General features: G+C 46.0%; 11 protein-coding genes and 2 tRNA genes. 5 read left to right on the top strand and 8 right to left on the bottom strand.

The features are described from left to right. The coding region (gene mshL / locus KKE17_14405) for a pilus (MSHA type) biogenesis protein MshL (protein MBU1711193.1) at window positions 1-847 on the top strand (847 nt) is incomplete at its 5' end. A gap of 60 nt (window positions 848-907) precedes the next feature. Continuing rightward, a complete protein-coding gene (locus KKE17_14410) occupies window positions 908-1798 on the top strand; it encodes a hypothetical protein (protein ID MBU1711194.1) in 891 nt (296 codons plus the stop codon). Between the two features lie 85 nt (window positions 1799-1883). Here KKE17_14410 and secB read toward each other — a convergent pair whose 3' ends face one another. The 5 genes from secB to KKE17_14435 form a co-directional block, all read right to left on the bottom strand. Beyond that, window positions 1884-2363: a protein-export chaperone SecB gene (secB, locus tag KKE17_14415; GenBank protein MBU1711195.1), complete on the bottom strand. Its 480-nt coding sequence runs from the start codon at window positions 2361-2363 to the stop codon at window positions 1884-1886. A 159-nt stretch (window positions 2364-2522) separates the two neighbouring features. After that, window positions 2523-5351: an excinuclease ABC subunit UvrA gene (uvrA, locus tag KKE17_14420; protein MBU1711196.1), complete on the bottom strand. Its 2829-nt coding sequence runs from the start codon at window positions 5349-5351 to the stop codon at window positions 2523-2525. A gap of 16 nt (window positions 5352-5367) precedes the next feature. Further along, window positions 5368-6720, bottom strand: coding sequence for a 16S rRNA (cytosine(967)-C(5))-methyltransferase RsmB (gene rsmB / locus KKE17_14425; GenBank protein ID MBU1711197.1), 1353 nt, complete (start codon window positions 6718-6720; stop codon window positions 5368-5370). Beyond that, window positions 6717-7481, bottom strand: a complete 765-nt coding sequence (gene pgeF / locus KKE17_14430) for a peptidoglycan editing factor PgeF (protein MBU1711198.1) — start codon at window positions 7479-7481, stop codon at window positions 6717-6719. Before pgeF ends, rsmB begins: the two co-directional genes overlap by 4 nt. Before the next feature lie 65 nt (window positions 7482-7546). Further along, window positions 7547-8110 (bottom strand): YfaZ family protein, encoded by a 564-nt coding sequence (locus tag KKE17_14435; protein MBU1711199.1) that lies wholly within the window; start codon window positions 8108-8110, stop codon window positions 7547-7549. Between the two features lie 463 nt (window positions 8111-8573). On the opposite strand from KKE17_14435, the gene glyQ reads away from it, so the two are divergent. Further along, complete coding sequence (gene glyQ, locus KKE17_14440) at window positions 8574-9443, top strand: glycine--tRNA ligase subunit alpha (protein MBU1711200.1); 870 nt, start codon at window positions 8574-8576, stop codon at window positions 9441-9443. Between the two features lie 68 nt (window positions 9444-9511). Here the strand turns inward: glyQ and KKE17_14445 are convergent, their stop codons facing one another. Then, entirely contained in the window at window positions 9512-10633 is a 1122-nt protein-coding gene (locus KKE17_14445) for a site-specific integrase (GenBank protein MBU1711201.1), read from the bottom strand. Window positions 10634-11383: 750 nt separating this feature from the next. Between KKE17_14445 and KKE17_14450 the strand changes: the two genes are divergently transcribed. Next, the gene (locus KKE17_14450; GenBank protein ID MBU1711202.1) at window positions 11384-11950 is read left to right on the top strand and encodes a PEP-CTERM sorting domain-containing protein; all 567 of its coding nucleotides are present in this window, start codon (window positions 11384-11386) and stop codon (window positions 11948-11950) included. 913 nt (window positions 11951-12863) lie between these two features. On the opposite strand, the gene KKE17_14455 is transcribed toward KKE17_14450, so the two are convergent. Continuing rightward, window positions 12864-12961 (bottom strand) — tRNA-Sec (locus KKE17_14455). Between the two features lie 144 nt (window positions 12962-13105). On the opposite strand from KKE17_14455, the gene KKE17_14460 reads away from it, so the two are divergent. Further along, complete coding sequence (locus KKE17_14460) at window positions 13106-13480, top strand: hypothetical protein (protein MBU1711203.1); 375 nt, start codon at window positions 13106-13108, stop codon at window positions 13478-13480. A gap of 148 nt (window positions 13481-13628) precedes the next feature. Here KKE17_14460 and KKE17_14465 read toward each other — a convergent pair. Then, a tRNA-Met gene (locus tag KKE17_14465) sits at window positions 13629-13705 on the bottom strand. Window positions 13706-14041: the final 336 nt, after the last annotated feature.

The following is a 14041-nucleotide window of genomic DNA, read 5'->3' on the forward strand; positions in this document are numbered from 1 at the left end:
ACGAGTAGCGCAGGGATATTATACCATTGACCGCCCCATAGGTTTAATCACCGTAACCGCACCTCGATCGTTATTGATTAAAATTACATCTTATCTGGACAATCTTAAAAAAGAACTTTACAAGCAGATAGCCATTGAAGCAAAAATCCTTGAAATAACCCTCACTGACGAGACAAAAACCGGTATAGACTGGGAGTCCTTACTGGGTGGTGAAGAAACTTTTGACTTCAACATGACTTTCGGGCAACTGAATATTGGCAATCCTCTTGGCGACAGCAGATTATTGACCATGAGCCACTCAGGATTCAGTCTGTTTTTAAACGCCCTGAGTAAACAGGGAGAGACCAAAGTCCTTGCAAATCCAAAAATCAGTGTACTCAACGGTCAACCGGCACTGATCAGTGTCGGAGAAAATGTAACCTATATCGATTCGGTTACTTCAACCGTTGATGACGGCGTTGTAACCTATACCGTGCAGACGGATAGCGTTATGTCCGGCCTCGGATTGTCCGTTGTCGCCACAATCGTCGATGACAACAATATCATCCTGAGCCTGACTCCAGTCACCTCAAAGCTTGAAAAACCTATCGAATATAAGTTTTTTGGTGGCAACAATCAGGTCGGCCTTCCCGTTGTTAATTTAAGAGAAATGAATACTATTGTTAAAGTTGAGAGTGGGAAAATTCTTGTTGTCGGTGGATTAATTGACTCTACCAATGATGATAATGACACAAAGGTGCCGATTTTAGGGGATATACCTCTTATAAAGACTTTGTTTAAGAGTACAAATAAGTCAAAGATTAAAAAAGAGCTCATAATACTCTTACAACCAAAAATATTATTATAATAACTCGCAATTCAATTTATAATAAATGCTTAAAAATCAATAAAGCGAAGGAGCCCCGTTATGTCAGCCATCAGAATATTCCTCATAGGGATGTTGGCCCTTATCGTTTCCGGTTGCGGCCATGTCGTGAAGGACAACCTGACAATACCGCCATCAGCCACTTCAGCATCATGCGATTTTAACAAAAGAATCATTATTCTGCCTTTTGCTGATTATTCTTATGCTGACGATATAGAAACCACCTATAACAGAAACATGGCAATCATGGAGGCCTTGACCGATCAGCTTGTTGCAAAGGGATTCCGGGTTCCTATCCAGGAAGACACTCTTGATTACCTTATAAAAAATAACATTATCAAAGGCATTCCTTATCAATCTGAAGCAACAACAAAAAATCTTGAAAAAGAGCTTAATGGCTCCTGGTCGAGCTCGATGAAAAACGAGATTAAGTCGTTGATTGTCGATGAACAGCAAGCTGCAGCATCAGGAGCAGGAGCCCCGGGCATACACGGTCTTAACAAAAAAGTCATAACAACAATGGGAAAAGATTTTGAAGCCGACCTTGTCCTCCGCGGAAGGATCATAAAATATGATCTTCACGGCGAAAACAACTGGAAGCCGTGGCGCCGTGGAATTCTGCCTTTTTTTCATGACGGTGGCAACCGGATCATATTCGGTATAGGTCAGCCTGATTTTTACGATCTCATGGATACTGTTGCGATGGGTGAAACATCTCCCGCGATTGTCGGGAACGCCGAAGTCCATATCAGGCTCTGGATTCAGGACGCTTCCACTGGCGATGTGATCTGGACAAATAGATCGGAAGTGAAGGTTGAACCAAAAAGCATATTTGCCGAAAACAGGGTTGACAAGATGTTTCATGACGCAATCAACCAAGCGGCAAAATCTCTCATTGACGATTTCTGGAAAAAAAATGAGCTGTATCTCTAGCTAAGCAGTACAATTTTACCAATCTAAAAGGCCGGTCGCCACAGCAGGTGACCGGCCTTTTTTTTAAAGAAAAATTCTCCGCGGTTTATTGCTTTTGTTGTTCGTCTTTCCCTTGCCTTTTGGCGTTTTCGTAAAGCGCAAAAAAGTTCACAGGTTCCATCAGAAAAGGTGTAAATCCGCCATCCACTGACAATTGACTGACAATTTGCCGAGTAAAAGGAAATAATAACGCCGGGCATTCAACCATCAGCACTGTGTGAATATGTTCATCCGGGATATTTTTCAACATGAAGACACCTGCATGTTCCACCTCTACAACAAAAAGTGTTTTTCCGGAGGCATCGTTTACATTTGCGGTTATTGAAATCGCGACTTCATGATGGTCATCATCAAGCTTTTTCTTGTTGAGGGCCAAATTGATATCAACCTTCGGATTAACCTGCTGCCCCATGAATACCTGTGGCGAGTGCGGGCTTTCAAAGGATAAATCTTTCAGGTACATCTTTTGTAGCCGGAATATCGGGGCGTTTTCCATCTGTGGCTTTGTTGAGTTTTGATCGGACATAATTCCTTCCTTTTGTATAAATTGTTTTCGTGTAAGTTCTAAGGTTATTTAGACTGAACGAAGTCTCTGCTATCTGCTCATTGGCAAACCTTATCAGGACCCACCCAGGGCCGTACTCCATCTTTTTTTCCGTCTAACAACCAAACCTATATGCTTCATTTACTGTAATACTCTTTTCAAATATTTTCCCGTATATGATGACTCTTGGGCGGCAACAACTTCCGGTGTTCCTGTAGCAACAATGGCACCGCCTTCATCGCCGCCTTCCGGGCCGAGGTCAATTATATAATCCGCGGTTTTAATTACATCAAGATTATGTTCAATGATTATTACAGTGTTGCCGCCGTCAACAAGTTGCCCCAGAACCCTGAGCAGATGTTTTATGTCATGGGGATGAAGCCCGGTTGTGGGCTCATCAAGTATGTAAAGGGTTCTGCCGGTGCTTCTTTTTCCCAGTTCTTTTGCAAGTTTAATTCTCTGCGCTTCCCCCCCCGACAAAGTCACTGAAGACTGTCCCAGGGACACATACGATAAACCCACATCAAATATTGTTTGCAAGCGGTTGTTGACCGGTGGCACATTCTTGAAAAATCCCAACGCCTCTTCCACTGTCATTGCCAGCACTTCGGAAATATTCTTGCCGCGATACTTTATCTCCAGGGTCTCATGGTTATATCTTTTTCCCATGCAGGTTTCGCAGGTAATATAAATATCCGGCAAAAAATGCATGGCAATTTTTATAACCCCTTCGCCCTCGCATGCCTCGCAACGGCCGCCCTTCAAATTAAAACTGAATCTTCCGGGCTTATATCCCCTGGCCCGGGCTTCCGGAAGCCTTGAAAACAACTCCCTTACCGGCGTTAAGATGCCGGTATAGGTTGCTGGGTTTGACCGTGGCGTCCTGCCGATGGGGCTCTGATTAATATCAATCACCTTATCTATTTCTTCAAGGCCATCAAATCCTTGACAATCTCCGGCAGGTTCACGGATTTTCATTATCGCGTTTTTTGCGCCCTTGAATAAAGTCTCAATGACCAGTGAACTTTTTCCCGATCCGGAAACTCCTGTTACACAGGTCATCACGCCAAGAGGGAATTTTACTGTGATATCTTTCAGATTATTGATTCGGGCCTGATGAATTGTAATCCAGGCTTTTTTCTTTCTGATCTGCCGGCGATGCTCCGGGATGTTTATGGATAATCGCCCGGATAAATATCCTCCGGTTATGGATTCTTTATTTTTCAAAAGCTTTTTCACCGAACCTGCGTAGACGATGTTCCCACCATGAACCCCTGCTCCAGGGCCGATATCAACGACATAATCCGCGGCCAGAATGGTCTCTACGTCATGCTCCACGACAATCACCGTATTACCGAGATCTCGAAGGTTGGTTAATGTCCGAATCAGTCGATCGTTGTCCCGCTGATGCAGGCCAATACTCGGTTCGTCAAGTATATAGAGCACTCCGGCAAGCCTAGAACCGATTTGCGAAGCAAGCCTGATTCTCTGTGCCTCCCCCCCGGAAAGCGTCGATGCCCGGCGATCAATGGAAAGGTAGCCAAGGCCGACATCAATAAGAAAACAAAGCCGGTCAGATATCTCTTTAAGAATCCTCTCGGCAATAATTGCTTCCTGAACCTCAAAATGTACCGCCTTCAATTCCTGACCCAGACTTGAAATACTGAGGTGGGTCAGATCGTTTATATTTTTTCCCCCTACCTTTACAGCAAGAGCTTCAGGTTTAAGTCTTGCTCCTTTACATGCAGGGCATTCCTGTTCACTCATATAAAAACTTAATTCATCCCTGATTGCCGGAGACTTGGTTTCATGAAAGCGCCGATTCAATTGCGGCAGAATTCCCTCAAACGGTGCTTGATAGGTCAGCCGCCGCTTATGGCTCTGATATAAAAAATGTACTTCTTCTTTTCCGGTACCATAAAGAATTGCATCCTGGGCCTCCTGAGGAATATCTCTGAACGGGCGCTGGATATCAAACCCGTAATGCTTAGCAAGAGCTGCGAGCAATTGGCTTGAATAATTACTTGATGAACGGTAACGCCAAGGAGCAATCGCCCCTTGCGTAATGCTGAGTTCAGGGTCCGGCACCACGAGATGAGGATTAAAAAACTGTTTGACGCCGAGGCCGCCACATTCCTCGCACGCCCCCTTGGGGCTATTAAATGAAAAAAGCTGCGGGGTAAGATCGGGCAGACTTCTGCCGCATTGAACACAGGCGGACCGCTCGCTGAATAATGTCTCTTTGCCGTTCTGAGGAAAAACAACAAGAAGAAAGCCTTCGGACAATCTCACCGCTGTTGATACGGAATCGGCAAGCCTTCTGGTCACACCTGGTTTGATCACCAGTCGGTCGACCACAACTTCGATGGAATGGCGTTTATTCTTTTCCAGGGTAATCTCTTCATCCAGGTTCCGGGTTTCACCATCAACCCGGACTCGCACATACCCATCCCGGCGCAATCCATTGAGCAGCTCTCTGTGCTCACCCTTTTTTCCCTCAACAAGAGGTGACAACAGCAGAATTTTTGTTCCCTCGTCAAGCCCCAAAAGCCCTGACACCATGTCCTGAATGCTTTGCGGCCTGATCTCCTGGCCGCATTCAGGACAGAACGGGTGACCGACGCGGGCAAAAAGCAACCGCAAATGATCATAAATCTCGGTGATTGTCCCGACTGTGGATCGGGGATTTCTGCCGGTAGTTCGCTGTTCTATGGAAACCGCCGGTGACAGGCCTTCCAGGGAATCCACGTCCGGCTTTTCCATTTGCCCGAGAAATTGTCTGGCATAGGTCGAAAGGGACTCAACATAGCGTCTCTGCCCCTCGGCATACAGGGTGTCAAAGGCAAGGGTTGACTTTCCCGAGCCGCTCAATCCGGTGAAAACCACCAGCTTGTTTCTCGGCAGGTCAACATCAATGTTTTTCAGATTGTGCATCCGCGCCCCGCGGATACGAATATATTTCGGTTCCATTAAGTGTTTATAATCATCAACTCTTTTTTAACAACCTTGCGGCATAAAAACCGTCAAGTTCTTTAGGGTCCGGAAAGGTTGTCAGGCAACCCCGGAGATCAGTCAGATTCCGGGCGGAATCCGGCAGCACTTTTTTACAATCAGATAACGAAAACGCCTGATGGTTGGCAAGAAAATCATTAACCACCTCTTCGCCTTCTTCCGGCTCACCGCTGCATACCGCATACACCACAACACCACCAGGAATTGTCATTGCCGCGGCCGCAGCTAAAATTTCTTTCTGCTTTTCCTGAAAGCGCGCCAAGCCATCTTCCTTCCGGTTCCATCTGATATCCGGGTGCCGCCTTATAACCCCAAGCCCGGAGCACGGCGCATCAACAAGAACCCCTCGAAAACTTTCCTTATATTGAGGCAAAGCATCCTGAATATCCATCGGCAAAACTCGCACACCGGCCATGAGATCAAACCTGTGCAGGTTCTCCAAGAGCAATTGCGCCCTGGTTTCGCTGGGCTCAATCAGTATCAGTTCACTCCCGGGTGGAAGGATTTGCGCCAGCTGCAAAGTCTTTCCTCCCAGGCCTGCACAGCCGTCCAGATATTTGCCTTTTTCAACGGGGCCTAAAAGCGAGACGACCAACTGAGCCGCTTCATCCTGAACTTGAAAATGCCCGTCCTTAAAGCCCGGCAAACCGGTAATTGTTCCTTTGTAATCCTGAACAATAACTGCATGGGGTGCATAGCGCCCGCGCTCAGCGTATATTCCCAGTGTGTTCAGCTGTGCAAGATATTGATCAACCTGCATCTGGTCGGTGTTTATTCGCAGACACAGATCCGGAAGCAGATTATTGGTTTCGCAGATCTCCATGGTCTTAGCCAGCCCGTAACGCTTCAGCCAACGTTTGAAGAGCCATTCCGGGTGACTGATTCGCACATGGTCCGGCATTATATCTGTGGCTTCGGTGGGACTTGGAATCCCTTCCCTGTTTCGTGAAATATTCCGCAGCAGGCCATTTACAAAGCCCGTCAGCCATTTCGGCTGTCCCGCAGACTTGAGCGCCTTGATGGTTTCATTCATTGCTGCAGCCGCAGGAATCCGGTCCATAAAAATCAACTGATACAGCCCAACTCGCAAAGCCTGAAGAGTTCGAGGCTTCATCTTGTTCAGTGGGTATTTTGAAAATTTGCTCAAAACTTGGTCCAGATAAAGGCGCCACCGGATCACACCATACAGAATCGCCATGATCAGATTCTTGTCTCTGGAATCAATCTGTGGATTTTGTTGTAACCATTGGTCTTTCAGGCGGTCTATGGGTAACAACGTCTTTTCCCACTCAATAAGGATTTCCATAACCGCAAATCTGGCATTCATGGCTTCATTCCAATAATTGACGCAAAGCGTCCGGTTTTTGCTTGACGGCGATAGGAAAAAAAATTTGAGGAGCAGACGGTGCACAGGCCTGCAATATGAATATTTGCGGGCCTGATACCGGCACTTTGCAATTGATCCTTGCTGGCAGCCCAAAAATCAAACTTGTTGCTGCCCACATGAAATTCCTGGAATTCTCCGGGCAGCTCTTTTTGATGATTGATAAAATCAGCACAGCAGGGGCCAAGAGACGGGCTTATCCCGGCTATTACATCGGATGGCGTAACGGAAAATTCCTCCGTCATTCTGCGAATCGTTTTTCCTATGATGTCCAAGACACTGCCGCGCCAACCCGAATGGATCAACCCAATAACGGTTTGCCTGGGATCATAAAGAAACACCGCCTGACAATCCGCCTGTTGAATCATCAAGGCAACGTCAGAAACATTTGTAATTATGGCATCATACCCGTCAAAAACAAGATCTGCGGAGATTTCCTTTTTGAAAACAAACACCTGATCGCCATGAACCTGGCGCAATGAAACTAAGCGAGAAACGTCAAAAAAATCTTTAATTTTCTTGCGGTTTGAATCAACCTTTTCGGTAATATCACCCACATCATAACTGACATTAAGCGTTGACCAGGGTCCACAGCTTACCCCGCCGTGTCTGGTAAAAACTCCGTGAAAGAGCCCGGGCTGGGAAAACGGCGGAAAGGTATAATGGGGAATATCTCCCGAATTGAAAATAATTTCTGCTGGCATACTCAATGCCGAACCGACAGGCTATTAATCTTCCATGTTCACCAGAAAAAAAAGAGGAGCGCACACTAAAAGCCGAGCGCAACCCCGCCGCGAATCGATTCATCGGCATTCCAGTTTCCTTTGTTTTCAATATTGACGCGAATTTTATTGTAACTTAAAAACACTTTTGCCCTTGGTATAATCTCATAGTCAACAGCAACCCATGTCTCCACCAGGCGTTCCGCATCAAGTCCGGACAACACATTGGGGGAATAATAAATACCGGCTCTGACCCCGAAACCCTGAAAAGCCCGTGGCGCGAAACGTAAAAGTGTTCCCAAAGCAAAGGACAACACGTCTGAATCATTTGCGTTAGCGCCGTAAACCTTGCCTCCGACGCCAATCACAAATCCTTCAATTTCTCCAATTTTACCAAAGACATCAAGCCCAACAGAGGCGAGACGGGTATCATCCCGTGAGTTATAAAGCACCCGGCCACTTACTTCGGAAGATCCGTATTCATCTTCGCTCACCGCCTGACGCACTTCTGCCTGAACACTATAATCGTTAAGGCTTAAATCAAACTCACCTGCAGATGCGGTGGCAGCACAAAACAGGACAGAAACAATCAGCAGGGCATTTCTTAACATTTCAGAACTCCTTAAAATTTTTTATATTATCAGCGAGTTATTAATTTTGGGTGTTTAGTCGATATGGAATCCCAGATCAGCGTTCTCAATGAATATGACATAAAGCCCTTAACGAATCAAGGAATGTTCCTGGATTATTATTTGAAGCTCTTTAAGCTCTGCCCCCGAGGGTCCGGAGCCAGCAGTTAAAAAAATCTTTTCTTGTTTCGCGCGTTACTCCTGTAGCAATAAACCGCGCCCTTTCCAAAGGGCATGTTCTTCGCTTTGCATGTTCCACTTTTTTATAAAAGCATATCGGTACAGCTTTCTTTTCATGGCTTTCCCTTTTTTTAAGAAAGAAAAAACCAGTCGGCAAGACTAAGTTTTGTTGGTTTTCAACCATAAATATGTTAAATGGGTAATCTTTTACAAAATAGATTTTTTTTCTGCTTCCCTTATTCGCAAAACAGGACATTTCGACACAATGTATTTTCAAGATATAATCCTTGAACTGAACCGTTTCTGGGCTGAAAATGGCTGCGCTCTGCACCAGCCCTATGATATGGAAGTGGGTGCCGGAACCTTTCATCCCGCAACACTCCTGCACGCCCTTGGGCCTGAACCATGGAGTGCGGCATATGTCCAACCCTCGAGAAGACCAACAGACGGCAGATACGGCGAAAACCCCAATCGCCTGCAGCATTATTATCAATATCAGGTGATGATCAAACCTTCCCCGGATGATGTCCAGGAACTTTACCTTGAAAGCCTCAAGCGTTTCAAGCTTGACCTTCTTGAGCATGACATCCGCTTTGTAGAAGATGACTGGGAGTCTCCAACTCTTGGTGCATCCGGTCTTGGCTGGGAGGTTTGGCTCGACGGCATGGAAATCACCCAGTTTACGTATTTTCAACAGGCAGGAAGCCTTGAACTTTCACCGATAACCGTTGAAATTACTTACGGCCTTGAAAGAATCGCCATGTACCTCCAGGAAGTGGAAAGCGTCTACGACATCAGATGGAACAAGAACATCACCTACGGGCAAATTTTTCAACAAGCCGAAGTGGAATTCTCCACCTTTAACTTTGAACACGCAAACGTTGAAGCACTTGTCGGTTTTTTCAATACCTATGAATCCGAGGCATTGAAGCTGGTGGAACTCGACCTCATCCTGCCGGCATATGATTATTGCCTGAAATGTTCACACACCTTTAATTTGCTTGATGCCCGCAAGGCCATCAGTGTTGCGGAACGAACTCGGTATATCGGCAGAATCAGAAATATCGCCAGACAGGTTGCGGTAAGGTATACGGAACAAAGGGAAAAAATGGGTTACCCGTTGCTCAAGGCATAAAAAAATGGCGGAAGTGCATGGGAATCGAAAAAACCCACCGTTTTCTATCCTGTTAAAGTAGCATTCTTTTATCCCTCCTCTGATGTTCTCGGGGGGCGTTTGGGGAACGTTATTATCTTCCCCATCATCAGCTCCCGTTTCCTGGCCAATCCCACGTGCGCATACTTCTTCACACTGTCCATCCTGGCATGGTCGGTTATCACCTGCAAATCACTCAGCGACATCCCCACCTCATTGACATACTGACTACACGTGGAGTGCTTCAGCCCTGCGTACATCAGAATAACCTCGCCAGTCTCTTTACAGGCCTGTTTCCAGAGCCTGGCCAATATCCTCCTGGTATAACGATAGCCCTCTGTGCGAGATGTGGGGCTGGTAAAGAAGTATCTGCTAATGGACAGTGGCATCGCTTCCATGATGCTGTGAAAGTCAGGATGACAGGGGATAATGTGTGCCCGATGGGTCTTGGTATTATCCACGTATTGCCGGTAAGAGATACTCCGTTTGATGATAAAGGCGTCCAGGAGGCTGTCATAGTCCTCGCGGTGTAGTGCCATCGCTTCGGCTGGTCTCCTGATGTGATATTTCAGCCACCAGAATATCGGCTGATGCTCTTCAGGTATAGCCCTTAAAACCTTCTCCTGACGCTCTGACGGTAGCCAGCTGATAACAGGCTCCTGTATCATATATTTCCGCTTTTCGGGGAACTCGGGCATCTCCTGGATGCGCTTTGACCGTCTCGCAGACTTCAGGCAGGCGTGAAGGCAGTACATAACGTTGTATTTCCCTTTCCCAGTGCGGTGAATGGTGCCCATAAGCCTTAACAAAATATCGTATTGTATCTCATGAAGCTGATAGGTGTACTTGGTAAAAAACGGCACCAGATGGTTCTTAATGCTGTTTTTGTAATCCTTGTAAGTGGCGAAAGACACTGTGCCCTGGATGATTTCCAGCCACTCCCATAAATAGCTGACTGTATCGGCCCACATTGGATTGATGTATCTTTCCAGGCATAGCGTACCCATCTCCTGCTCTGCCGTCAGGATGGTAAGCAACTTCTCCGCCGTCTTCTCGGAGTACATGCGCTCACCTTTGTAATAATAAATCTTGATGGCCTTCCCGCTATGGCTGTCCCACCAGGATATAAACCAGTATCCACGGTCTTTTCGGTAGTGAATTGAGCCTTTCATGGATGCCTCCTTTTTTAATACGGGAGACCTTCATGCAATAAGGGGCTAATCCAGCCCCTCATCCTCGGGAAACAATTGTTCCAGGCGCATCCGCTCTACTTCTTCATCAGCCAGCTCTTCGGCCAGGGCTCCGGCTATGGCCAGATCCTGCCAATCCAGTTCCAGATCATCGCACATAATTTACTCCTTGGTTTTGGTGAATAAAATGCCCCTAAACGTCCGCAGAACGGGCGAGAGAGAGCTGTTATGGATGGTAAGGGGTAAGGGCTGAAGGTGCTCCTACAACAAGCACCGTAAGGCCGGATAGCTTGGTACGCATAGCTCGAAGCCTAAGTAAAAACTGGGCATCAGGTGCGGGATGAATGCTTGTGTTGAGACCGGCCTATAATAAAAAGGTATATCTGATACAGTGGGCCTGAGCCTTTATGACCCAATTACACACTCGGGAGGTGATTTTTTTCATAACCAACAACTATTTATAAGCCTTTCTGATGGGCATAATTCCGCTTCCACGGAACTTGCTCCGACATTCCGAACAAATACTTGGTGCTTCCAGGACTTAAATAAATCACCTTCCCCCGAAGAAGTCAGTGTTGGTGGGGGATAGCAGGGTTTTGAGGGATTTTCCTGATAATGGCATGTATCTTGCTTTTTAATACACGAGTTGTTATAGACTCAGGGGAGCGATAGGAAATCAGGTTTATTCCTGTTTTGATAAGCACCATAAAAATTATGACCACGGGGAGCATTATGAGGGGAAAAATAATTTCAATGATCGTTGGTGGAATGATGTTAGGGGCAACAATGCTACCATCAAAAGCGAGCGCATTAACAATTGATCCAATCTCAGGGGATTACATTCCTGACTCTGTTGTGGGAAGCATGATATACTTTGATGACTTAATTCTTGGTTATGCCAATCTTGACGTTATCATCAATACAAGTGCTGGAACCGGAGAATTCAACCTTTACAACGCAAGCACACAAATCCCTTTTGTTCATGAAAGAATAATGGGGTTTGGGGTTGACGGGCTTGAAGGGCTGACATATACAAGTAAACCTTTAGGTTGGAGTCAATACGGAAACTGGTCAATAACAGGAATACCTGACTTTGGAATCAACCTGAATTCAAATTATAATTTCAGAACATCTTTCACTGGTGGTTTTGGTGCTGTAACGATTGGAATGTATGGTCAAGATGGTAGAGATTATTCTATTAATTTATCAAATCCAGCCCCTGTTCCAGAACCAGCCACCATGCTTCTCTTCGGTACTGGGTTAGTCGGCCTTGCTGGTTTAAGAAGAAAGAAAAAATAACCCCTCTCCACCTGGAGATTTCAAGAAGGCAGGGTCTTTTGGCTCTGCCTTTTTTATTTCAAAGAGGCGCTGCAGCACAGTTCGCAGGTTACACCTAAAATCACTGTAAATCGCTGTAATCCCTTGGGCCACGTGTAACAACGGACACCCACCTGTATAATTTACCCTATAAGTAAAAGCAGAGCGCAGGCGATGGTTTTACGATACACCGGGGGATAGCAGTATTGTATATAGAGTAGTGTTGAGATCAACCCTGAACTGGTAGCGAGAGACACTGACAGCCCTTGAACCTGCTTACTTGTATCGATATTCAGGTAGGCCAACTCCTGCAAAATCCCCTTATACCTGCTGATGGTCTTTTGAGTAGTTTTAAGCCACGTTTTTCGGGCGGGCGGAAAATGCCATCAATTAAGCACCTTTAACCACCTTTTCTATAGAGATAAACATCAATTACCCCATAGTTTTAATAAGTATCCAAAAGAACATCTATGAACAGGAAGAACATCATCCAGTACAGCGACAATGACACCAGCATAACAACACTCACCCTGCCACACCTACATTCAAATATAACTGTAAAAGTCAATACTGCCCTGTGATACAGGGAGAACCAAGACGTACTTTACTGCTACTACTATCATGATTTTACTACTACTAAAAAACACCTGTGACAGCCAGACTGTAACGGCCTGAGCCTCGGCCAGGGGTCCCGATCTCACTCACTCACCAAAATAACAATCTTCGAGACACCCAGGCGATAAATTATCGACGGTCAATTCAACCTCTCCGCTTGCCGATTACCCATAAAGCATTGACAATGTTCCTGTTTTTCTGTTAAAAACAGCACCATATTTTCGGGGAATGCTTGGGGAATGTTTGACCTGGCCGAGAAGCCAGTGTTTATAAGGAAAAATGGCGGAAGTGCATGGGAATCGAACCCACCCACCAGGCTGTTAACCCAGTGCACCGGATTTGAAGTCCGGGAGAGCCACCAGAGCCCTTTCCACTTCCGAAGGTCACAATATATATAGTTCCTCTGTCTTTGGGTGACAACCGTTAAAATAGATTTTTGTTGATTTTTCATAATTAAGTAAAATATAAAGTAACAATTTATCCATATCCTCTCATAGTTACGGTTACAAGGAGCCCCGAAAAATGGAATGCGAGCGTTTAGTCAAGCTTGTAAAAACTTGGTATATGCAAGTCCAGGATGAAGCATTGGCGCCGGCAAGGATGGTTGCCTTCCTCGAAAAACACATTTTTGAATGCGAAGCCTGCATGATGGACCCGGCGGTTCGCCAGGAAGTAAAAAAAATCATCGAACTTGTACTGCCTCCCTCAAAGATCAGAACTCCTAAGAAAAATAAAGTCGCCGATGCTGACGACGACCTCGCTGATATTGATGACGACGAAGTTATTGACAGCGACGAGGAGGAGGAAGAAAGTGATGATGACGAGGATGACGAGGAGGATGACGAAGACGAAGATGAAGAATTAGAGGACGACCTGGATGACGACCTCATTATCTGAGGTTGCCCGATACAACATCTCTCATAATCCGAAACAAAAGCGCTCCGCCAAAGGTGCGCTTTTTTCATGCCCTTTTTCTCAATCAATCGGCACGTTGAACAATCAAAAAAGGCCGTAACCCTTTAGGATTACGGCCTGAATATCAAAATGGTGGCGATGCAGGGACTTGAACCCCGGACACTGCGGATATGAGCCGCATGCTCTAACCAGCTGAGCTACATCGCCCTTATTAAAGAGAACCTATATGGTAAATTTTTTTGTAGTTGTCAACCTAAAACAAGGAAACAAACAGATCTGATCTCAACGTTGCCTGTTGTTGTACCTTGTGTCAACCTAAAACAGAGCCTGCCGGTTGAGGGGCAGGCTCTGTTTTTGTATTGAGTACTTTATATCACAAGGGCATAAGTTTCGTTTGAGCAGGCAAGCTGCTCAACTCAGCTTTATGAAAACGGCAGGGTATGAATTACATCATGCCGCCCATGCCGCCCATGCCACCCATGCCACCCATGCCACCACCTGGAGGCATGCCGCCTTTGTCATCATCCGGCATATCAGCGATCA

The sequence above is a fragment of the Pseudomonadota bacterium genome (assembly GCA_018823135.1).
GTDB lineage: Bacteria > Desulfobacterota > Desulfobulbia > Desulfobulbales > CALZHT01 > JAHJJF01.

What these genes read in the sequence shown, in the direction of transcription:
- KKE17_14410 (MBU1711194.1), top strand. Translation starts at nt 908, where the DNA reads ATGTCAGCCATCAGAATATTCCTCATAGGGATGTTGGCCCTTATCGTT.
- secB (MBU1711195.1), bottom strand. Translation starts at nt 2,363, where the DNA reads ATGTCCGATCAAAACTCAACAAAGCCACAGATGGAAAACGCCCCGATA.
- uvrA (MBU1711196.1), bottom strand. Translation starts at nt 5,351, where the DNA reads ATGGAACCGAAATATATTCGTATCCGCGGGGCGCGGATGCACAATCTG.
- rsmB (MBU1711197.1), bottom strand. Translation starts at nt 6,720, where the DNA reads ATGAATGCCAGATTTGCGGTTATGGAAATCCTTATTGAGTGGGAAAAG.
- pgeF (MBU1711198.1), bottom strand. Translation starts at nt 7,481, where the DNA reads ATGCCAGCAGAAATTATTTTCAATTCGGGAGATATTCCCCATTATACC.
- KKE17_14435 (MBU1711199.1), bottom strand. Translation starts at nt 8,110, where the DNA reads ATGTTAAGAAATGCCCTGCTGATTGTTTCTGTCCTGTTTTGTGCTGCC.
- glyQ (MBU1711200.1), top strand. Translation starts at nt 8,574, where the DNA reads ATGTATTTTCAAGATATAATCCTTGAACTGAACCGTTTCTGGGCTGAA.
- KKE17_14445 (MBU1711201.1), bottom strand. Translation starts at nt 10,633, where the DNA reads ATGAAAGGCTCAATTCACTACCGAAAAGACCGTGGATACTGGTTTATA.
- KKE17_14450 (MBU1711202.1), top strand. Translation starts at nt 11,384, where the DNA reads ATGAGGGGAAAAATAATTTCAATGATCGTTGGTGGAATGATGTTAGGG.
- KKE17_14460 (MBU1711203.1), top strand. Translation starts at nt 13,106, where the DNA reads ATGGAATGCGAGCGTTTAGTCAAGCTTGTAAAAACTTGGTATATGCAA.